Genomic DNA, 21,718 nt, shown 5'->3' with positions numbered 1-21,718 from the left:
CAGTCGGAACTGCGTTTTCAATCAGCCAACGAAGGCGCGTTCGATGACGAATTCCGCCGGCTTGTTGTTGGCACCTTCGGTGAGGCCCGCCTTTTCCAGGAGTTCCTTGGTGTCCTTGAGCATGGCAGTCGAGCCGCAGATCATGCCGCGATCGATTGCGGGATCAAGTGCCGGCACGCCGAGGTCGGAGAACATCTTGCCGTTTTCGATCAGGTCGGTGATGCGGCCCTTGAAGGGGTAGTCTTCGCGGGTGACCGTTGCGTAGTGCTTCAGCTTGTCGCCGACCACCTCTGCCAGGAATTCGTGGTTCTTGATTTCCTCGATGAGGTCGAAGCCGTATTTCAGTTCGGCGACGTCGCGGCAGGTATGGGTGAGGATCACTTCCTCGAACTTCTCGTAGGTCTCAGGATCGCGGATCAGGCTCGCAAAGGGTGCGATGCCGGTGCCGGTCGAAAACATGTAGAGGCGCTTGCCGGGTGTCAGAGCATCGAGCACCAGCGTGCCGGTCGGCTTCTTGCGCATCAGCACCTTGTCACCCGGCTGGATGCGCTGCAGGTGCTGGGTGAGCGGACCGTTCGGCACCTTGATCGAGAAGAATTCGAGTTCCTCGTCCCAGGAAGGGCTTGCGATCGAATAGGCGCGGTAGATCGGCTTGCCCTCGACCATCAGGCCGATCATCGCAAACTCGCCGGAGCGGAAGCGGAAGCCGGCCGGCCGGGTCATGCGGAAGCGGAAAAGATGGTCGGTGTAATGGGTAACGCTCAGAACCGTTTCGGCATAGACGCCCTCGGGCACGATCAGTTCGGCATTGTCGGTCTTCACAGGAGCATTCATAGGCTGTCGGTCCTATCGTTCAGTCGATTGGGATCAAGCCTATAATCCAGACCGTCCCATTCCACAATTCAGCCGGCATGCAGATTTCGCAGCCGAGATATCCAGGAAAGCGAAGGCGGCATCCTTGACCGAGGTCAATTCGCCGCCCTCACATTGCGATTTATTGATGTCTCAGGCGCCGGTGGAGCCGAGGCGACGCCAGCTGAAGCCGCCAACTTCCTCGGAATCCCGAGCCGTCGGCTGGTAACGCTGGGCAACGCCCGTGAGACAGTTTTCGGCCAGACGGCGCTGGGCGACCGGATTGGTGACTGCGAAACTGTCGAAGCCGGTGCGCAGCATCAGCGGCACCTGGTCGATCAGCACATCACCGACGGCGCGCAACTCGCCGGTATAACCCAGACGTTCGCGGAGCAGCGTTGCATGGCTGAAGCCTCGACCGTCGTTGAAGGCCGGGAAGGCGACGGCGATCAGCGCGATGCGGTCTAGATACGGCTCGAGCTTCGTCACGTCGTCCGCCGGTGCGATCAGCACGCCGAGGCCGACGTCGTTGGTTTCGCCAGCGGCTTCGACGAAGGCTTCCAGCGATAGAATGGCCTTCTCCCCCTCGCCTGCCTTGCGCTCTTCCGTTTCGGTCACCCAGCTATCGCCAACAACGAAACCGGTTTCTTTCCAGATCTTGGTCATCTCTCGTTCCGTCTCACGCGGCTTCAACTGGGGCTGCGCCATAGAGCGCGTCCTTGAACGGCTTCGGACCAACACGACGATAGGCTTCGAGGAAGGTCTCCTTCGGATCGAGGCGCAGGCCGAGATAGGTATCGACGATCGTCTCGACGGCGTCGGTTACCTTTTCCGGCTCGAAACCGCGACCGATGATCTCGCCGATCGAGGAGTTCTCGTCACCGGAACCACCCAGCGTGATCTGGTAGAGTTCGGCACCCTTCTTCTCGACACCCAGCAGGCCGATATGGCCGACATGGTGGTGGCCGCAGGCATTGATGCAGCCGGAGATCTTGATCTTCAGTTCGCCGATCTCTTCCTGGCGGGCCTGGGAACCGAAGCGTTCCGAGATCGCCTGGGCGACAGGGATGGAGCGCGCATTGGCGAGCGCGCAATAGTCCAAGCCCGGACAGGCGATCATGTCGGTGATCAGGTTGGAATTGGCGGTCGCCAGGCCGGCCTTTTCCAGTGCCTGATAGAGCGGATAGAGATCGCCCTTGGCGACATGCGGCAGGATCAGGTTCTGCTCGTGGCTGACGCGGATCTCATCGAAGGCGTAACGCTCGGCGAGGTCGGCGACCAGATCCATCTGTGAGTCGGAGGCATCACCCGGCGTGCCGCCGATCGGCTTCAACGAGATCGTGACCATGCCATAATCGGGATGGCGATGCGCCTGAACGTTCTGCTTGACCCAGGCGGCAAAGGCCGGATCCGCCTTCTGGGCACGGGCGAGTGCTTCCCAGCCATCCGGACGCTCTGTCAGCGCCGGCGGGGCGAAATAGGTTTCGATGGCGCGGATATCGCCTTCCGGCAGCTTCAATTCGCCGTCACGGATCTGGTCGAATTCGGCATCAACCTGACGCGTCAGTTCCTCGACGCCCGTCTCGTGGACCAGGATCTTGATGCGCGCCTTGTACTTGTTGTCGCGGCGGCCATGCAGGTTATACACGCGCACGATCGCGGTGATGTAGGTCAGAAGATCGGCCTCCGGCAGGAAGTCGCGGATCTTCTTGGCGATCAGCGGCGTGCGGCCCTGGCCACCGCCAACATAGACGGCAAAGCCGAGTTCGCCGGCTTCGTTCTTCTTCAGATGCAGGCCGATGTCATGCACCTGGATCGCGGCACGGTCCTTTTCGGCACCCGTCACGGCGATCTTGAACTTGCGCGGCAGGAAGGAGAATTCCGGATGCAGCGAGGACCACTGGCGCAGGATCTCGGCATAGGGGCGCGGGTCGGCGACTTCGTCGGCGGCAGCACCAGCGAAATGGTCGGCGGTCACATTGCGAATGCAATTGCCGGACGTCTGGATGGCGTGCATCTCGACGCTTGCGAGATCCTCCAGAATGGCCGGCGTGTCCGAGAGCTTCGGCCAGTTGTACTGGATGTTCTGGCGGGTGGTGAAGTGACCATAGCCGCGGTCGTACTTGCGGGCGATATGCGCCAGCATGCGCATCTGCCTGGAATTCAGCGTGCCATAGGGAATGGCGACGCGCAGCATATAGGCATGCAGCTGGAGATAGACGCCGTTCATCAGGCGCAGCGGCTTGAATGCGTCTTCGGCAAGCTCACCCGACAGGCGGCGAGCGACCTGGTCGCGGAACTGTTCTACGCGGGCCGACACAAAAGCGTGGTCGAATTCGTCATAACGATACATGTCTTACCTCAGGCCTCAAGCCGCGATGAATGCCGGGTCGGCATAACCGTGACCCTCGGCATAAGCAATGGTCGGGCCTTCCGCCCGGATACGTTCCCGCAGGCGCAAGGGGCGCAGCTTGCCGTCTTTCTCCTCGATCTCGATGACGTTCACATCGACAACGAGATTGCTGGCAAAGGCCTGCTTGCCGGCGGTTTCCAGCGCTTCGACAGCCTCGGCATGGCGGGCAATGAAGGCTTCCTGCAGACGCTCGGTCCACTGGCCATTTGCGTCGAGCCAGACGGCGATGCCGTCGGTCAGGCGGTTTGCGGTCAGAACCTTGTCTACCATGTCAATTCCTCTGCGTTTCCAGTTCAGCCGTCACGCGCGCGCCCAAAGGTTCGGAGCGGCTGAAATCGGCGCCGGCGACGGCGTCGCCGATGATGACCATGACCGGACCGGTGAGCTCGGTGCGAGCCTCCAGGCCTGGCAATTCCTTCAATGTGCCATGCAGCAGGCGGCTGTCGCGGCGTCCAGCATTTTCGACGACGGCGACCGTCGTGTCCTCAGCGAGCCCGCCTGCCATCAGCCGTTCGGCGACCGAGGCCGCCACTGTGCGACCCATATAGACGGCAACGGTCGCGCCGGACAGCGCGAGACGCGCCCAATCCGGCAGCACATTGCCCTGAAGATCATGGCCGGTCGTGAAAACCAGCGACGAGGACACGCCGCGCAGCGTCAGCGGCAGTTCGAAATCAGCGGCGGCGGCGAGTGCCGAGGTAACGCCCGGCACGATCTCGTAGGCGATGCCGGCGTCGCGAAGTGCTGCCATCTCTTCTCCGGCACGACCGAAGACCAGCGGATCGCCGGACTTCAGGCGGACGACACGCTTGCCGGCATGGCCGAGTTCGACCAGCAGCGCGTTGATTTCGCTCTGCGACTTCGAATGACAGCCCTTACGCTTGCCTACGGGAATGCGCTCAGCGTCGCGGCGGCCCATATCGACCACTTCGCGCGGCACCAGCGCATCGTAGACGATCACGTCGCATTCCATCATCAGGCGATGAGCGCGGAGCGTCAGCAGATCTTCGGCACCCGGGCCTGCACCGACGAGAAACACGCGGCCCTCGACGCGGTCGGCAGCGACACCCTTCAGAATACGTGTCGCCTCGCGGCGGGCGAGGCTGATCTCGTCGGATTCGACGTGGTCGGCGACCTTGCCCTTGAAGAAATCGCGCCAGAACAGCCGGCGCGGCGCACCGCGCGGCACGAGGCGATCGACGGCGCGCCGATAGGAATTGGCGAGGCGACCGAGCTTGCCAAGCGAACGCGGCAGGAGACGGTCGATGTCGGCACGGATCATTTGCGCGAGAACCGGGCCTACGCCTTCGGTGCCGATGGCGACCGCAATTGGTGCGCGGTTGACGAGGGCGGGCGTATAGAAATCGCAGTAGTCGGGCTGGTCGACGGCATTGGCGGGAATGCGGGCAGCGCGGGCGGCGGCCACGATCTCGCGGTCGAGAGAACCCTCACCCGTTGCAGCAAAAACCAGGCGCGCACCGTCAACCTGCGAGGGCTCGAAGGGCAAAGCCACCTGTTCGATGCCGTGCTGGGCGAGAAAGGCAGCGTAGTCATCTTCCGGGGCATCGGCATAGGCGATGATGCGTGCTTCGGTGTTTTTCAGCAGGCGTGCCTTCGCATAGGCCTCGTCGCCGTTTCCGAAAACGGCGGTAACCTCATTCTCGACCTTGAAGAAGGCCGGAAAGACCGAAAGCTGTTTGTCCTGCTGCACCATGAATCATCCGTTCAACGTCGAACGCATCATCGCGTTTTGGCCTTAAGAATTGAAGAAACAGGAATCCCTTCGCCCCCACTCTGCGGTATTTCTGTCCTAGTCCCCCAGCCCTTGCGAGCAAAATGCACCGGCTTGCACACACTCCATCGCGATCCCGTCGACCTCTAGCAAATGGCGGGAAAAACCGAACTCAGCGCATCATTTCCCTTTCGGCTGGCGCTCGGCAAGCGCTAGGATCGCATTGCACAACATTGCGGAGCGTATCACCTTGACCACACCGGAGCTCACCCGTCGCCTTCTCGACGTGATCGAACATGACATCCTGCCGCTGACGGCCAAAGGTGTTGCAGCCGGCAACAAGGTTTTCGGCGCCGCGATCCTCAGGAAGTCGGACCTGTCTCTCGTTCTCGCCGAGACCAACAATGAACTCGAGAACCCGCTCTGGCACGGCGAGGTGCATACGCTCAAACGCTTTTACGAACAGGGCGAGCGGCCTGATACCAAGGACCTGATCTTTCTCTCGACCCATGAACCCTGCACGATGTGCATGTCGGCGATCACCTGGGCCGGCTTCGACAATTTCTACTATTTCTTCAGCCATGAAGACAGCCGCGACGCCTTTGCCATCCCGCATGATCTGAAGATCCTGAAGGAGGTTTTCGGCCTCGAACCCGGTGGCTATCGGCGGCAGAACGCCTTCTGGCTAAGCCATGCGATGATCGAAATGGTGGCCTCCGCCAGCGATGCCGATCGCCCTGCCCTTTTTGAACAGGTGAGCCGCATCAAGGCGGAATATGACCTGTTGTCGGAAACCTACCAGTCGTCCAAGGGCGACAATGACATTCCGCTCAACTGAGCGAGCCATACGGGATTACAATGGAAGCCTCCACCGACATCAACCGCCTGCTTGAGATCATGGCGGCGCTGCGCCAGCCCGAGACGGGCTGCCCCTGGGACATCGTCCAGACCTTCGAGACGATCAAGCCCTATACGATCGAGGAGGCCTATGAGGTGGCGGATGCCATCGAGCGCAAGGATCCGGATGATCTCTGCGAGGAGCTGGGCGATCTCTTGCTGCAGGTGGTCTTTCATGCGCGGATCGCGGAGGAACAGGGTCTGTTCTCCTTCGGCGACGTGGTCGAGGCGATCAGCCGAAAGATGATCCGTCGTCATCCGCATGTCTTCGCCCGCTCGGATGCCGATACGCCGGAAGCCGTGAAGGCGCAGTGGGACACGATCAAGCAACAGGAGAAGGCGGAACGGCTCGCACGCCGCGCTGCCCGTGGATCGGCTGCCGATCCCGACACCGGCTATCTCGGCTCGGTGCAGCGCTCCTTTCCTGCGCTGACAGAGGCATTGAAACTGCAGGAGCGGGCAGCCAAGGTCGGCTTCGACTGGTCGGAGGCTGCCCCCATCCTCGACAAGATCGAGGAGGAGATCGGCGAATTGCGCGAGGCGCTGGCCGGGAACGAGCCGGACAAGGTCAAGGACGAACTCGGCGACCTGATTTTCGCATTGGTCAATATCGGTCGGCATGTGGGGGCAGAACCGGAACAGGCCCTGCGTGGGACGAATACGAAGTTTCGTAATCGTTTCAGCTATATAGAAACATCTCTTCATGCATCAGGCGAGACGCTGGAAGCAGCTCCGCTCGAACGGATGGAAGAGCTGTGGCAGGCGGCAAAAGGCATCCAGCGGCAAATTGGTTGAACCAGCATGAAGCTCACGGGACTTGATGTTGCCATTGCAGGTGCTGGCGTCGGGGGATTGGCGCTCGGCACCATGCTCGCCCGGTTCGGCGCCTCCGTGACACTTTACGACCAGATGGATGCGCCCCGTCCAGTTGGCTCCGGTTTCGTGCTGCAGCCGACGGGGGCTCAGATTCTTGCGGCCATGGGGCTTCTCGATATAGTCGCCGCACGCGGGCGACGCATCGACCGGATGGTCGGACGCTTGAAAGACGGCGGCAAGCCGGTGCTCGACGTGCGCTACCGGTCGGGCGAGTTCGGGATCGCTGTCCAGCGGGTGGCGCTGTTCGACACCTTGTTTGAGGCGGCGCGCGCGGCCGGCGTGACTTTCGAGGCATCGGCGCGGGTCCGCGGCGTTGAGCTGGGGCCACCTCCCCGCCTTGTCTTTCAGGACGGTGCGCGTTCATTGCCGGCAGATCTTGTGATCGATGCCATGGGTGCCAATTCCCCGATCGGCAGTCGCCCGGATAGCGAACTCAGTTATGGCGCACTCTGGGCCACGGTGCCCTTCCCCGATGGCGGGCCATTCCAAGAGAACCTGCTCGAACAGCGCTACGACCGTGCCTCGCTGATGGCAGGTGTACTGCCGGTCGGGACCGCCCGCGAAGGGGCGCCCGCCATGGCGACCTTCTTCTGGAGCCTGCGAACGGCTGACCATCCCGAATGGGTCAAGGCTGGACGCGACGCTTGGCTGGAGGCGGTGGCCAAGCTCTGGCCCGCTGCGCTTCCGCTCGCTGCCGTCGCGGAGCCGGTTCATGCCCGCTATCGTCACCAGACGCGCCCGCCGATGATCGGGCGGCATGTCGTGAGGATCGGTGATGCCTGGCATGCGACAAGCCCACAGCTCGGCCAGGGCGCGAACATGGCGCTGCTTGACGCTGCATCGCTCACCTCCGCACTGGTTGATGCAGAGGACGTCGAAGCGGCGATCGCACGGCATCTGCGGCAAAGGCAGATGCATGTGCGGAGCTACCAGTTCCTCAGTCGGGTGCTGACGCCCTTCTACCAATCGGACAGCCGCCTGCTGCCTGCCTTGCGGGATCATCTGATCGCGCCAGTGACGACTTTGCCGGGCGTGCGATCCATCATCTCGACGCTTGTGACGGGCGATCTTCTCGACCCCGTCGGTCGGCTGCGGCTCTCCGAGACATTCGGGCGCGACGCAGAGGCCCGGTCGCACTCGTAATCGTCCATTCGCAACAGTCATTGCCCTTGGCTTGGCAGCGAGGATGCAGGACCGAGACTTGGGTTGCGGTCAAGGTGGCGAAGAGCCGTTCGAAGACGGCGCCATGCCAGGGGCAGCCGGGCGTCGCCAGCGGGTTTTCCTGGATTGCTAGCTGCACGACCGGTTGGCGCCAGCCACGGACCTCACCTGAGAACCGGCCGCTCCCGGCAAAGGTCCAGGCATGGGCCGAGATAGCACGGACAAGCAAGCGAGCCGAGACGGCGGCCGGCAAGTGCGGCAACAGGCGGCGGGCCGGTTTCGGGATGCGATGGGCCAGCAGATAGTGGCCGGTACGGTGTCCCGCTTCCGCCAGGACGCGGGTGGCGTCCTGATCCGACAAGGTGTCGCAGAGTACGGCGAAGAGGCGCTGCGGCTCGCGTTCATCCAGCATCGTGCCGGGTGGATCGGCGTAACGATGGCCGATGCCCGCGCGATCAAAGATCTGGCGGGCCGTTTCTTCGCCAAACAGCGCCGATAGCGCCTGTCCCGTCTGGATCAGGCTGTTCGGCCCGATCCGGGCTGGCGGCCTGGCTTCTGGGACATCATCTGCGACATCGTCGTTGTACAGTCGCGCCAAGCTGCTGTCAGACGTGGGCATCGTGGCTCTCCGGCCCTCCGCCACAGGCCAAGACCGGGGTGCGCGCCTCTTCCGCCGCCCCAGCCTTGCGTGCGCGCAGCTGGCTTGCTCTGTCGGAGGCCGCCTGCCAATCGTCGATCTGGGCCGGTGAAATCTTGCGGGTCATGTCGAAGCCGAAATCGACCTTATCCTTGGATTGTGGCCCCCAGTAATTGTGCTTGCCGAGATCGTAGAATTTTCGTTCGAAGCCGGCTTTCATGAAGGCCTTGAGACAGCCGAGAAGATAGCGCCGCCGAAAGCCCTTGCCGCGCCAGGGGTAATGAAAGAGCGCCTTGATCATGTAGAAGCGTCGGTAGTTGTTCATGACGCGGTCGAGCAGTTCTGCGCGGTCCATGGCATCCGGCTTCATGATCGGTGTTACGAAATTGTATTTCGAGAAGTCGAAGATCTCGACCTTGTCGCCGAGTTCCTGGAAAAGCGGCGAGAAGGGCCAGGGCGTATACATCGCCCAGTTGGCGAGATCCGGGTTCCAGTCGCGCGCCATGCGATAGGTCTCTTCCAGCGTCTCCGCCGTCTCGTTTTCCAGGCCAACGATGAACTGCGCCTCGGTGAAAATATCGGCTTCGCGGAGAAGACGGATCGCCTTCTTGTTCTCGGCGACCTTGGTTTCCTTGTTGAAGCGGTCGAGCTTAAGCTGCGCGGCGGCTTCCGTGCCGAGCGAGACATGCACGAGGCCGGCCTTGCGATAGAGGGCCAAATATTCCTCGTCGCGGATGATATCGGTCACGCGGGTGTTGATGCCCCATTTCACCTTGTCCGGCAGGCCGCGGGCAATTAGCTCTTCGCAGAAGGCGATGAACTTCTTGCGATTGATGGTGGGTTCCTCGTCGGCGAGGATGAAGAAGCCGACCTGATGGTCGTTGACCAGCTTTTCGATCTCGTCGACCACCTTCTTCGGATCGCGGATGCGGTAGTCGCGCCAGAACTTCCACTGCGAGCAGAACGAGCAGGTGAAGGGGCAGCCGCGCGCCATGTTCGGGATCGCGACGCGCACGCCGAGCGGCACATAGATGTATTTTTCCCATTCGAGCAGCGTCCAGTCCGGCTCGACGGCATCGAAGTTCTTGACGGTGGGAGCCGCTGGCGTCGCGATCATCTTGCCGTCGTCGGTGACATAGGCGAGGCCCTTGATCCCTGCCCTCGCCTCCTTCCAGTTGCCGGCGGCAAAGGCGCGGGCAAGTTCGACGATGATCTCCTCGCCCTCGCCACGGACGATGACGTCGATATAGGGCGCCTCGGTCAAGACCTGCTGGTACATGAAGGTGGCATGGATGCCGCCGAGAACCCGGAGCGCCTTGGGGCAGACCTCTTTTGCGATCTCGAGGCAGCGCTCAGCCATGTAGATCGACGGGGTGATCGCGGTGCAGCCGATCAAATCCGGCTGAAGGCGGCGCAATTCGTCACGCAGCCGGTCTTCGGTCATGTCGTTGGTCATGGCATCGAGGAAGTGGATGTCAGTGAAGCCCGCGGACTTCAGCGCCCCGCCGAGATAGGCGACCCAGGCGGGTGGCCAGTTGCCGGCAATCTCGGCGCCGCCGGAATGATAGTTCGGATGAATGAAGACGACGCGCATGACCACCTCCCATGTGTGTAAACAAAAGTTGACACATGTGGCGAGGCGATCTGTTGACCTGGATCAATGGGTTGAGAGGGGGCTCAGCGCTCCCAATCTTCTTTTTCGGTTGGCTTCTGGGCCCCGAGCTTGCGTTCGAGTTCCTGGGCCTGGCGGTCGGTCAGGCGTACGTCGAGGCTTACGGAGCCGTCTTCATGGTCCTCCCGGTCGCTGACGACGGCGTTTTCATAAAGCCAGGAGATCACCGCGTGCTTGTCGGCGGGAATGGTGATCGTCGCCTCGGTCAGGACGCCGGAGAGGCGCTGCGAGATCACGTCGAGAAGGGTGTCGACGCCCTCCCCGCTGATGGCAGAGACGGGCAGGACGTTTTCGCGGCCGGCCGCCTTTTGAAGGATTCCGTCGTGGTTCTCGGGATCGAGGCGGTCGATCTTGTTCCAGACTTCAAGGATGCGCTCGGCGCGTTCCTTCTCGTCGATGCCGAGGTCGTCGAGAATGCGCAGGACATCGGCAGACTGGGCGCCGTTGTCAGGGTCCGACATGTCGCGGACATGCAGGACCAGATCGGCTTCCAGCACTTCTTCCAGCGTCGCGCGGAAGGCGGCGACGAGGTGGGTCGGCAGGTCGGAGATGAAGCCGACGGTATCAGACATGATCACGGTGCGGCCATGCGGCAGCTTCATCCGGCGGAGCGTCGGATCGAGCGTGGCAAAAAGCATGTCTTCGGCGAGCACGCCCGCACCGGTGATGCGGTTGAACAGCGTCGACTTGCCGGCATTGGTGTAGCCGACAAGTGCCACGATCGGATGCGGCACCTTGCGGCGCTTGGCGCGGTGCAGCTGGCGGGTCCGGACCACCTGTTCGAGCTCGCGCTCAAGCTTGATGATCTTGTCCTGCAGCTGGCGGCGGTCGGCTTCGATCTGGGTTTCACCCGGACCACCCATGAAGCCAGCACCACCGCGCTGGCGTTCAAGGTGGGTCCAGGAACGGACCAGACGGCCCTTCTGGTAATTCAGATGGGCGAGCTCGACCTGCAGCGTGCCTTCCTTGGTGGAGGCGCGGCGGCCGAAGATCTCAAGAATCAGGCCCGTACGGTCGATGACCTTGGCGCCCCATTCCTTTTCGAGATTGCGTTGCTGAACCGGGGTGAGCGGATGATCGACGATGACGAGACCCGCGTCGAACTCGTCGAGCAGTGCCTTCACTTCGGCGATCTTGCCAGATCCCATCAGCGTTGCCGGGCGCGGCTGGTTGACCTGAACAATCAGACCCTGAACGATGGTGAGGTCGATGGCACGGGCAAGGCCGATCGCCTCTTCGAGACGTGCTTCGTTGGACCGGCTCGGGGCCGGCGGGGCCCCTTCAGGCAGTGCTTGCGCCTTCGCCTGCTTCAGGACGGGCACGAGCACGAGCGCCCGCATGTCATCCCGGCGCTTTTCGTCCTCCGGGATGATCGATTCGTTCTTTGTATCTCGGCTTGTGATGATCTCAGTCCTGTCCGGAAGAGGCTTCGTCGTTCTCGAACATCGTCATCGGCTGGCCGGGCATGATGGTCGAGATGGCGTGCTTGTAGACCAGCTGGGAATGGCCGTCGCGTCGCAGGAGAACACAGAAATTGTCAAAGGATGTCACAACACCGGTCAGCTTCACGCCGTTGATCAAGAAGATCGTCAGCGAAATCTTCTGCTTTCGTACGGTGTTGAGGAAGAGATCCTGCAGGTTCTGAGAACGTTCCGCCATGGCGCCGCTTCTTTCTTTCTTGCCGGTCCTTTGTCGACCGGTGTGATTATTGTTTGTTAACTGATCAGCGTCGGGAAAATGCCCCTCGTCCCTTCGCCGAAAAAACGTGGTATCAAATCACCGTCTTCTCCGCAACGTCGAAAAAAGTCGAACGGATGCGCTCGGCCATGGCGCCGGGATGGCCGTTTCCGATCGGCTGGCCGTCGATTTCGACGATCGGAAAACAGATGCTGGTGGCGGCGGTGATGAAGACCTCGCGCGCATTGAGCATTTCCTCGCGGGAAAACTCTCGCTCCTGCACGTTGATCCCCAACCTGTCCGTTACGTCCATCAGGCCTGTGCGCGTGATGCCGCGCAGGATGCCGTGTTCGGCGGGACGGGTGACGAGCACCCCATCCTTATCGACGATCCAGACATTGGTCGCCGCCCCTTCCGTCACCATGCCGCGCGAATCGACATAGATGGCTTCCTGCGCACCCTTCTCCTTGGCCGCCTGACGGGCCATGGCATTGGGCAAAAGGCCGACTGTCTTGATGTCGACGCGGTCCCAACGGTTGTCCGGCAGAGTGATCGCCTTCAGACCCGTCTCATTCTTCTTCGCGATCACAGAGGGATCGGTGATCTTGGCTGTGATCACCAGGCTCGGCGGCGTGTCGGCTGAGGGATAGACATGGTCGCGCCGGGCCACACCGCGCGTCACCTGGAGATAGAAGAGACCATTCTTCACACGATTGCGGCGTGCCACTTCACGGATGACCTGGGTCAGGGCCGCGCGGCTCATCGGGGACTTCATCTGGAGTTCGGACAACGAACGATCAAGGCGATCAAGATGTCGGGTGAGATCGACGATCACACCATGGCGGATTTCGCAGACCTCGTAGACGCCATCGGCGAATTGATAGCCGCGATCCTCGATATGCACCGCCGCGTCGGCATGAGGCAGGTAACGGCCATTGACATAGGCGATGCGTGGCATGGGGTTGGGACCTTCAGAAATACTGGATCGAAACGCGGAAGAGTTGCTCGACGTGGCGCACGGCGTCGGCAGCGGCAAACATCACGACGCGATCCTTGGCCTTGATCTTGGTTTCACCATTCGGGCGGATCACCGTCTTGTCGCGCAGGATTGCGCCCACGCGCAGACCGGGCGGAAGCTCGAGTTCACGGAAGGGCTTGCCGACGAGCGGCGAGGTCTCAAGCGCCTCAGCCTCGATGACCTCGGCTTTGCCCTTCTGGACCGCATAGACGGCGCGGATACGGCCCTTGCGCACGTGCTGGAGTACGCGCGAAATCGTCACGGCACGCGGATTGATGTGAGCATCAATGCCAATCGACGTCGCCAGATCATGGAAGGACGGGCTGTTGATCAGCGCCATACCCGACTTGCAGCCCAGGCGCTTGGCCATGGCGGCACTCAGGATGTTTGTCTGATCATTGTTGGTCAGTGTCACCATCAAGTCGGCGTCCTGGATGTCGGCCTGCTGGAGGATGTTCTGATCGAGCGCCGAGCCATGCAGCACGATGCCGTCCTGCAGCTGATCGGATACTGATAGCGCGCGCTCGCGGTCGTTCTCGATGATCTTCAGACGCGTTTTGGGCTGCATCTGCTCGATAGACTTGGCGACGTAGTAACCGATGTTACCGCCGCCGGCGATGACGATACGGGCGGCTTCCTGTTCTTCATGACCGAAAAGGCCAAGGGTTCGACGGGCGTGGTCCCGCTGGCAGATGACATAGGCCAGGTCGCCGACCTGCAGGTGGTCCTGCGAGCGAACGACGTGCAGGCGACCGTTGCGCCAGATGGCGCAGACGGTGGCCATCAGATCGGGGAAGAGTTCGCTCAACTGATTGAGCGGCGTATCCACCACCGGGCAATCTTCCATGCACTCGATGGCAAGCATCGCAATATGGTCGTCGGCGAAACGGACGATATCGGTGGCGCCGGGGAAGGAAATCCGGCGCAGCACCATCTTCCCGACCTCGATCTCAGGCGAGATCGTGACGTCGATCGGCAGGTTGTCGCGACTGAAAAGGTCCGAATATTCGGGACGCAGATAGTTTTGCGAGCGAATACGGGCAATCTTGGTCGGCACGTTGAAGAGCGAATGCGCGACCTGGCAGGCCGTCATGTTGATCTCGTCATAAAGCGTGACGGCGATCAGCATTTCGGCCTGGTCTGCGCCGGCGCGCGCCAGCACGTCCGGATGGGCGCCGTGCCCGACATAACCGCTGACATCGAGGGTCTCGGTGATGTGCGAGACGAGCGACGCCGAGGTGTCGATCACCGAGACATCGTTGCCCTCCTGGGAGAGGCGTTCGGCGATACCGTAACCGACCTGGCCCGCGCCGCAGATGATGACTTTCATGGCAAGCTTCCTGCCCCAGGTTCGCGTCTACCGGATTCGTTTCGCCCGCTTATACGCCAAGCGATTTCAGTTTGCGATGGAGGGCCGAGCGTTCCATGCCGACGAATTCCGCGGTCCGCGAAATATTGCCACCGAAGCGGTTGATCTGGGCAATCAGATAGTCGCGTTCGAACATCTCGCGCGCTTCGCGCAGCGGCAGCGTCATGATGTGCGTGTCGTTTCGAGCGGACACCTTCGGCAGCATGTCGGAGAGATCCTGCGGCAGCATTTCGGCGCTGATCGGCGAGTCAGGACTGTCGCCCTGAGCCAGAATCATCAACCGCTCGATGTTGTTGCGCAGCTGGCGGATATTGCCCGGCCAGTCATTGGCCTGCAGAACCGCCATCGCGTCATCACCGATCTTGCGCTGGCGGATGCCGGCCTGTTCGGAAACCTGACGCATGAACATGTCGACCAGGAACGGGATATCCTCGCGGCGCTCGGCAAGTGCCGGTACCTTGACCGGGACCACGGCCAGGCGATGGAACAGGTCTTCGCGGAAACGGCCTTCGGCGATCAGGCTTTCCAGATTGTAGGCGCTCGACGAGATGATGCGCACATCGACCTTGACGCGCTTGGACCCGCCGATACGCTCGAACTGCTGTTCGACGAGCACGCGTAGGATCTTGTTCTGCGTCTCGCGCGGCATTTCGCCGATTTCATCAAGATAGAGAATACCGCGATGGGCCTCTTCGAGCGCACCGATCCGGCGCGGTTGGCCAGGTGTGCCCTCGGTGCCGAACAATGCCATTTCCATGCGATCAGGCGTGATCGCTGCCGCGTTCAGCGAGACGAACGGTCCGCCTGAGCGGGCCGATCGTTTGTGGATCATGCGTGCGACGAGTTCCTTGCCCGAACCGGAGGGGCCGAAGATCATGATGCGGCTGTTGGTCGGCGCAATCTTTTCTATCGTCTGGCGCAATTGCGAGACGGCGACCGAGGTGCCGATGAGTTCAATCGCGTCACCCGTTCGGCGCTTCAATTCGGAGACCTCGCGTTTCAGCTTGGAATTCTCCAGCGCGCGCTCGGCAATCAGGATCAGCCGATCCGCCTTGAAGGGCTTCTCGATGAAGTCGAAGGCGCCCCGCTTGATCGCCGAGACTGCTGTCTCGACATTGCCGTGCCCCGAGATCATCACCACAGGCAAGTCAGGATGGCGCAGCTTGATCTCGTCGAGCAGTGACAGGCCGTCGAGGCGGCTGCCCTGCATCCAGATATCGAGGAAGACCAGACGCGGCACACGATCAGAAATGGCGGCCAGAGCGCTATCTGCGTCGTGCGCCGTCCGGGTCTCATGCCCTTCGTCGCTCAGGATGCCGGAGACGATCTCGCGAATGTCTTCTTCGTCGTCGACTACGAGAATATCAGAGGCCATGGACCTTTTCCTTGTCGCTTTCAGTCTCGATGGCGGTAGCGTCTGCTCGCGGCAGGATGATGCGGATCATCGCGCCCCTGCCCCGGTCGAAATCGGCCGGCGCGTCGTGCAGTTCAAGCTGCCCACCATGCTCTTCAATGATCTTCTTCACGATCGCGAGTCCAAGGCCGGTGCCCTTCTCGCGCATCGTCATGTAGGGCTCGAGAATCCGATGGCGGTTCTCGCTCGGCAGCCCGCGGCCATTGTCGATGACATCGACAATGAACCGGTCCTGGTCACCGTCGAAGGCCGACCGAACCAGGATCTTGCCGCCCTCGCCACGTTCGTCCTTCGGCACGGCTTCGATCGCTTCGACGGCGTTCTTGACAATGTTTCCGACCGCCTGCGCCAGCATGCGTGCATCGAAGTTTCCTTCGAGCAGCTCGGTGCCAAAGTCCCGCTGGAACTCGATTTCAGCACTGCCGATTTCGCGCAGAAAGACGGCGTCCGTCAGGATCTCGCGGAGGTCGGAGCGTTGCTTGGTCGGTTTCGGCATGCGGGCAAAGGCCGAGAACTCGTCGACCATGCGGCCGATGTCCTCGACCTGACGGACGATGGTATCGGTGCACTGGTTGAAGACGGCCTTGTCATCCTCGGCAATCTGCTTGCCAAAGCGACGCTTGAGGCGTTCGGCCGACAACTGGATCGGCGTCAGCGGGTTCTTGATTTCATGCGCGATACGCCGTGCGACGTCGGCCCACGCCGTCGAGCGCTGGGCCACAACCAGGTCGGTGATCTCATCGAGGGTGATGACGTAGGAATCGACAGAGCCCCGTGTCTCCTCGCGTGTGACCTGCACGTTGAGCGTTCGCTCCTTGCCGCCGCGGATCATGTTGATCTGCTCGCGATAACCACCGCGATGACGCACGGCTGCCTCTGCGAGAACGCGATCCACTTCCGGCGCCACCAGAGCAAGTTTCTGCCCGATCAGCTGCTCGGAGGGCAGCGCCAGGAAATATTCGGCCGATGGATTGACGATTGTGATGATGCCGTCGTCCTCGACGCCGATGACGGCGGCCGTGACACCGGACAATACGGCCTCGATGAAGCGGCGACGGTCATCGACCTCATCCTTGGCCTCGAGGATCTCGTCACGCTGCGAACGGATCTGCGAGACCATCTTGTTGAAGGTCCGCGAAAGGCTGCCGACATCGCCATCGGCGGCGCGAACCGGCACGATGACGCTGAGGTTGCCCGAGGCGATGCTGTCCGCCGCGCCGATCAACAGCCGGATCGGTCTGACGATCCGGTCGGCAACCGCAATCGCCGTCCAGATGGCCGCGAGCAAAACGATCAACGCGAAGCCGAGATAGAGAATGGCGAAGGCGATCTGCAGCGTTGTTCGGCCATCTTCCATTGACTGGTATTCGGCGGTGTTCTCCTCCATCAGGCGCATGGCTTGCATCACCTTCGGATCGACGGCGCGTATGGTGTAGAGAAATGTGCCGGAAATGCTCTCCAGCTTGATGATGGCGCCGACGAGGTTGGTCACGCCGGGTGGGATCAGCGTCGGCTGGCCGGAAGCGGCGCTGCCAAGGGCATCGCGCGGAATCGCTGGAAGCGGCTTGTCCGTATCGATATCGGCCTGTGTGATCGCCGATCCGTCCTCGCGCACCAGAAAGGCACCGAGCATGCCGCGGCCCCGGGCCTGGCGCGTCATCAGATCCACAAAGCCCTGGCGGTCGAGATAGAAGAGGGCGCGATTGCGTTCCAGGTCGTTGGCCATCGAGATCGTCTGGCCCTGCAGATAGCTTGCGCTTTCCAGCATGTAGGCCTGGGCGACGTTCATCGACGAGGAGACGATCGACTGCGTTCTGATCGAGAACCAACGGTCTAGGCCGACATTGAGCGTGATCGACGCGAAAATCGCCACCAGGATCGCCGGCGTGATCGCAATGATGGAGAACAAGGCGACGATTCGCACATGCAGACGCGCGGCGGCACGCCCTCGGTTGCGCGCCTTGAAGAGACGCATAACCTCGCGGCCGATCAGGAACATCAAGCCGACGATGAACAGCGAATTGATGACCGCAGACGCAATGAGGACCTCCGAGGTCGGCTCGATTGCCGTAAGGCCCAGCAAGATCGGCAGCGTCAGTGATGCACACAGGAGCGCGCCGCCAGCCAAGAGAAGGCCCGGCAGTGCGAAGGATGCGCGCCGATCCTGCGCCAATGCGCTGTCGACGTCTGCTGCGGAGGCAGTCCTCACGCGTGCCATCATTTTCCCCCGGATCCGCGAAACCGGATCTCGTTGATGCGGCGACCTCTCGATCGCGGCAAATCTCTATGCTTCAAAGCTCCGACGAACCTGCCTCGCGCCAAGAGCGCGTCAGGCGTCGAAGCAACGTGGCTTTTGAGCAACGCATTGTGGCGAAATTGCAACGGCGGCCTGAGCCTTGTCAAGCCGAGCGGGAACTGCGGTAAACCGACACGCCGAGCTCGCGGATCTTCTTGCGCAGCGTGTTGCGGTTCAGGCCGAGCAGATCGGCCGCCTTGATCTGGTTGCCTCGGGTGGCAGTCAGGGCGGCAAGGATCAGCGGATACTCCATCTCGGTCAGGACCCGGTCGTAGAGACCCGACGGCGGAAGCGCTTCACCGAAGGATGCGAAATAGGTCCGCATGTTTTCTTCGACGGCCTGGGAGATCGTCATCGTGCCCGAGGGCATGCCGACCTTGGAGATCGGGCTGTCGGCGACATCGGCGCGCAGTTCCTGCTCGACGATTTCACGGGCAATCACGTCCTGTGGGTAGAGCGCCATCAGGCGGCGTACCACGTTCTCCAGCTCGCGCACGTTGCCGGGCCAGGCATAGGCCTTCATCACCTCGAGCGCCTCGTGGTCGAAACGCTTGGCATCGAGGCCTTCTTTTTCGCCCTGCTGAATGAAGTGTCGGACCAGATCGGGGATATCTTCGGCGCGGTCGCGAAGCGGCGGCAGGCGCAGCGGCACGACATTCAGTCGGTAATAGAGGTCTTCGCGGAAGAGGCCCTGATTGATCGACTGTTTCAGATCCTTGTTGGTCGCCGCGACGATACGGACATCAGTGCGTATCGGGGTGCGCCCGCCAACGGTCGTGTATTCGCCCTGCTGCAGCACGCGAAGCAGACGGGTCTGGGCGTCCATCGGCATATCGCCGATTTCATCGAGGAAGAGCGTGCCGCCTTCGGCCTGTTCGAACCGGCCGGTGGAACGGTTTTGCGCGCCGGTGAAGGCACCTTTCTCGTGGCCGAAGAGTTCCGATTCGATCAGGTCCCGCGGGATGGCCGCCATGTTGATGGCAACGAAAGGACCATTCCGACGCTTGCCGTAGTCGTGCAGCGCCTTGGCGACCAGTTCCTTGCCGGTACCGGATTCGCCGGTGATCATCAGCGTCAGGTCCGTCTGCATCAGGCGCGCCAGCACGCGGTAGATTTCCTGCATGGCTGCAGAGCGGCCGACGAGCGGCATGCCATCCTGCATGTCGTCGTCGAGACGGGCTGGACGCTTTTTCGGCTCCGACAGCGCGCGGCCGATGATGGCGATCAGTTCGGTGAGGTCGAAGGGCTTCGGCAGGTAGTCATAGGCGCCCTTCTCGGACGCCTTGATGGCGGTCATGAAGGTGTTCTGGGCGCTCATGACCAGCACCGGCAGATCCGGCCGCGCCTTCTTGATGCGCGGCAACAGATCGAAGGCGTTTTCGTCGGGCATGATGACATCGGTGACGACGAGGTCGCCCTCGCCCGCCGAAATCCAGCGCCAGAGGGTCGCCGCGTTGGAGGTGATCCTGACGTCGTAACCCGCGCGGCTCAGCGCCTGGTTCAGGACCGTGCGGATCGCAGCATCGTCATCTGCAACAAGGATCGTCGCTGTCATCAGTTCGTTCCCGTGGATTTTGGCAGAGGCGCATCTTCGAGCGCCGTCTCTTTCGACATGGGCATCAAGACCCGGAAGGTGGTGCGGCTCGCCTGGCTGTCACACTCGACGATGCCGCCATGGGCGCCGATGATCTTGGCGACGAGCGCCAGACCGAGCCCCGAGCCGTTCGTCTTCGTCGTGATGAAGGGATCGAAGAGATGGGGCAGAAGGTCTGATGGTACGCCGGGCCCGTTGTCATGGACGCAGAATTCCAGTGGCAGGGAGATCTTTTCGCGCGAGCCAGCGACCGAGAGGCGAATGCCGGGTCGATAGGCCGTGGTGAGCTGGATTTCGCCGTCGGAGCGCTCGCCGATGGCCTCGGATGCGTTCTTCACCAGGTTCAGAAAGACCTGCACCAGCTGGTCCCGGTTTGCATAGACCGGCGGCAACGAAGGGTCGTAATTCTCGGTGATCCTGATGTTGCGGGCAAAGCCTGCTTTCGCCACGGCCTTTACCTGATCGAGGACAGAGTGGATGTTGATCGACTGACGATCGACCGGCCGCTCATCGGAAAAGACCTCCATGCGATCGACAAGCGAGACAATACGATCCGTCTCGTCGCAGATCAGGCGGGTCAGCGCCCGATCTTCGTCTGTGACGGCTGTCTCGAGCAGCTGCGCAGCACCACGGATGCCGGAGAGCGGGTTCTTGATCTCATGCGCCAGCATGGAGGCAAGGCCGGTGACCGAGCGGGCCGCTGCGCGATGGGTCAGCTGGCGGTCGATCTTGTCGGCCATCGACCGTTCCTGGAAAACGACCACGACATTGCCGGGCTGGCTGAGGACCGGTGCCACATAGAGGTCAACGAGCTTTTCCTGGCCGAGACGCGGCGAACTCAAATCGACGCGGTATTCGTTGACCGGCGCGCGGCGTTCGCGCACCTGTTCGATCAGCGACAGCAGCGGACTGCCGAAAGGGATGAATGTCGAAATACGGTAGCGGGCGAGATGCGTGGCGCTCGCGCCAAAAAAGGCCTCGGCCTCCCAATTGGCAAAGGCGATATGCCCATTGGCATCCACCATCACCACCGGGTTCTGGATGGCGTTGAGCACGGCCATGGCGAGGCCACCGCTCTTGTCATTCGCCGTCATGCGGCCTCCTGTCTGGCGCGCGCGCCATCGTTCTCCGAGAGTGCCCGCTGCAAGGCCCCGACAACGAAGCCCTGATCTTTCGATGTCATGATGGATGCCTTCGCCTCCGGTGCGAGATCCGGCGCGTGGCGATCGAGATACCAGCCGAGGTGCTTGCGGGCGTGGCGCACGCCGACTTCGGCACCATAGTGATCCAGCATCGCCCGATAGTGGTCCACGACGACATCGGATATCTCAGATGCAGCGGGGGCGGCATGACCTGCGAGAACGCCGGCATGCCATGGGCGGCCCTGGCAACCGCGACCGATCATGACCGCGTCGGCGCCGGAGCGGCGAAGGATCTCGTTGGCATCCTCGACGGTTTCGACGTCGCCGTTGGCGATCAGCGGAATCCGGATGGCGTTGCGAACGGCGGCGATCGCGTCCCAATTCGCCTTACCCTCGTAAAACTGCATTCGGGTACGGCCATGCACGGTAATCAGCTGAACACCGGCGGCTTCGGCGCGTGCAGCGATGTCGGGCGCATTGATCGAGGTTTCGTCCCAACCGAGGCGCATCTTGACTGTCACCGGGATCTTTACCGCCTTGACGGTCGCCTCGATCAGAGACAAGGCATGATCCGGTTCGCGCATCAGGGCCGAACCGGCATAACCGCCGATGACCTTTTTGGCCGGGCAGCCCATGTTGATATCGATGATATCGGCGCCATTGGCCTCGGCGATAACTGCGGCTTCGGCCAGCCATTTTGCTTCTCGCCCGGCCAGCTGCACCATATGCGGGGTGAGATCCGCGCCCTTCAGACGTGACCAGCTTTCGGCTGCGTTGAAGACCAGTTCGCGGCTCGCCACCATTTCAGTGACCACGAGGCCTGCGCCAAAGCGGAAGGCGAGCTGGCGGAACGGCAGATCCGTGACGCCCGACATCGGCGCAAGCACAACACGGTTCCGAACAGGAACCGGGCCAATGCTGAAGGGCGTGTCCAACGCGACGGAAATCAAATGATTATCTTTCAGGCA

At 61.8% G+C, this 21,718-nt stretch carries 19 protein-coding genes; 3 read left to right on the top strand and 16 right to left on the bottom strand.

The genetic code is table 11. From position 1 onward, the window contains the following. Nucleotides 1-21 precede the first annotated feature (21 nt). From IP85_RS02515 to cysG, 5 genes are all read right to left on the bottom strand, one after another. Nucleotides 22-834 carry a ferredoxin--NADP reductase gene (locus IP85_RS02515; RefSeq protein ID WP_054148090.1) on the bottom strand — a complete coding sequence of 271 codons (813 nt, stop codon included), beginning with the start codon at nt 832-834 and terminating at the stop codon, nt 22-24. Between the two features lie 171 nt (nt 835-1,005). Next, complete coding sequence (locus IP85_RS02510; protein ID WP_054148139.1) at nt 1,006-1,518, bottom strand: DUF934 domain-containing protein; 513 nt, start codon at nt 1,516-1,518, stop codon at nt 1,006-1,008. Nucleotides 1,519-1,531: 13 nt separating this feature from the next. Then, nucleotides 1,532-3,205: a nitrite/sulfite reductase gene (locus IP85_RS02505; RefSeq protein ID WP_054148089.1), complete on the bottom strand. Its 1,674-nt coding sequence runs from the start codon at nt 3,203-3,205 to the stop codon at nt 1,532-1,534. A 15-nt stretch (nt 3,206-3,220) separates the two neighbouring features. Continuing rightward, nucleotides 3,221-3,535, bottom strand: a complete 315-nt coding sequence (locus tag IP85_RS02500) for a DUF2849 domain-containing protein (protein WP_054148088.1) — start codon at nt 3,533-3,535, stop codon at nt 3,221-3,223. A gap of 1 nt (nt 3,536) precedes the next feature. Next, nucleotides 3,537-4,979, bottom strand: coding sequence for a siroheme synthase CysG (gene cysG / locus IP85_RS02495; protein WP_054148087.1), 1,443 nt, complete (start codon nt 4,977-4,979; stop codon nt 3,537-3,539). Between the two features lie 268 nt (nt 4,980-5,247). Between cysG and IP85_RS02490 the strand changes: the two genes are divergently transcribed. The 3 genes from IP85_RS02490 to IP85_RS02480 are packed head-to-tail and all read left to right on the top strand — an operon-like array spanning nt 5,248 to nt 7,913. Further along, nucleotides 5,248-5,835: a nucleoside deaminase gene (locus IP85_RS02490; RefSeq protein ID WP_054148138.1), complete on the top strand. Its 588-nt coding sequence runs from the start codon at nt 5,248-5,250 to the stop codon at nt 5,833-5,835. Between the two features lie 20 nt (nt 5,836-5,855). Next, nucleotides 5,856-6,689, top strand: coding sequence for a nucleoside triphosphate pyrophosphohydrolase (mazG, locus tag IP85_RS02485; RefSeq protein ID WP_054148086.1), 834 nt, complete (start codon nt 5,856-5,858; stop codon nt 6,687-6,689). 6 nt (nt 6,690-6,695) lie between these two features. Then, on the top strand, nt 6,696-7,913 hold the full coding sequence (locus IP85_RS02480; RefSeq protein ID WP_054148085.1) for an NAD(P)/FAD-dependent oxidoreductase: 1,218 nt from the start codon (nt 6,696-6,698) through the stop codon (nt 7,911-7,913). Here IP85_RS02480 and bchJ read toward each other — a convergent pair. The 11 genes from bchJ to dusB form a co-directional block, all read right to left on the bottom strand. Further along, nucleotides 7,813-8,550, bottom strand: coding sequence for a bacteriochlorophyll 4-vinyl reductase (gene bchJ / locus IP85_RS21835; protein ID WP_082347558.1), 738 nt, complete (start codon nt 8,548-8,550; stop codon nt 7,813-7,815). The genes IP85_RS02480 and bchJ overlap by 101 nt on opposite strands. Continuing rightward, a complete protein-coding gene (gene bchE, locus IP85_RS02470) occupies nt 8,537-10,162 on the bottom strand; it encodes a magnesium-protoporphyrin IX monomethyl ester anaerobic oxidative cyclase (RefSeq protein ID WP_054148083.1) in 1,626 nt (541 codons plus the stop codon). Before bchE ends, bchJ begins: the two co-directional genes overlap by 14 nt. Before the next feature lie 83 nt (nt 10,163-10,245). Next, nucleotides 10,246-11,580, bottom strand: a complete 1,335-nt coding sequence (gene hflX / locus IP85_RS02465; protein ID WP_054148082.1) for a GTPase HflX — start codon at nt 11,578-11,580, stop codon at nt 10,246-10,248. Between the two features lie 67 nt (nt 11,581-11,647). Next, complete coding sequence (hfq, locus tag IP85_RS02460) at nt 11,648-11,899, bottom strand: RNA chaperone Hfq (protein ID WP_006728386.1); 252 nt, start codon at nt 11,897-11,899, stop codon at nt 11,648-11,650. 112 nt (nt 11,900-12,011) lie between these two features. Next, entirely contained in the window at nt 12,012-12,875 is an 864-nt protein-coding gene (locus IP85_RS02455; protein WP_054148081.1) for a D-amino-acid transaminase, read from the bottom strand. A 13-nt stretch (nt 12,876-12,888) separates the two neighbouring features. After that, nucleotides 12,889-14,265, bottom strand: coding sequence for a Trk system potassium transporter TrkA (gene trkA / locus IP85_RS02450; RefSeq protein ID WP_054148080.1), 1,377 nt, complete (start codon nt 14,263-14,265; stop codon nt 12,889-12,891). Between the two features lie 49 nt (nt 14,266-14,314). Continuing rightward, nucleotides 14,315-15,679 carry a sigma-54 dependent transcriptional regulator gene (locus IP85_RS02445; RefSeq protein ID WP_054148079.1) on the bottom strand — a complete coding sequence of 455 codons (1,365 nt, stop codon included), beginning with the start codon at nt 15,677-15,679 and terminating at the stop codon, nt 14,315-14,317. Next, the gene (locus IP85_RS02440) at nt 15,669-17,936 is read right to left on the bottom strand and encodes a PAS domain-containing sensor histidine kinase (RefSeq protein ID WP_156322712.1); all 2,268 of its coding nucleotides are present in this window, start codon (nt 17,934-17,936) and stop codon (nt 15,669-15,671) included. The genes IP85_RS02445 and IP85_RS02440 overlap by 11 nt, the downstream gene beginning before the upstream one ends. A gap of 181 nt (nt 17,937-18,117) precedes the next feature. After that, complete coding sequence (gene ntrC / locus IP85_RS02435) at nt 18,118-19,569, bottom strand: nitrogen regulation protein NR(I) (protein WP_054148077.1); 1,452 nt, start codon at nt 19,567-19,569, stop codon at nt 18,118-18,120. Continuing rightward, a complete protein-coding gene (locus IP85_RS02430) occupies nt 19,569-20,702 on the bottom strand; it encodes a nitrogen regulation protein NR(II) (protein WP_006728392.1) in 1,134 nt (377 codons plus the stop codon). Before IP85_RS02430 ends, ntrC begins: the two co-directional genes overlap by 1 nt. Beyond that, nucleotides 20,699-21,700, bottom strand: coding sequence for a tRNA dihydrouridine synthase DusB (dusB, locus tag IP85_RS02425; protein WP_054148076.1), 1,002 nt, complete (start codon nt 21,698-21,700; stop codon nt 20,699-20,701). The genes IP85_RS02430 and dusB overlap by 4 nt, the downstream gene beginning before the upstream one ends. Nucleotides 21,701-21,718: the final 18 nt, after the last annotated feature.

Source organism: Rhizobium sp. AAP116 (assembly GCF_001295785.1).
Taxonomy (GTDB): domain Bacteria; phylum Pseudomonadota; class Alphaproteobacteria; order Rhizobiales; family Rhizobiaceae; genus Allorhizobium.
The sequence above is the reverse complement of the archived record's forward strand: the minus strand, read 5'-3'. Positions and strand labels throughout refer to the sequence as shown.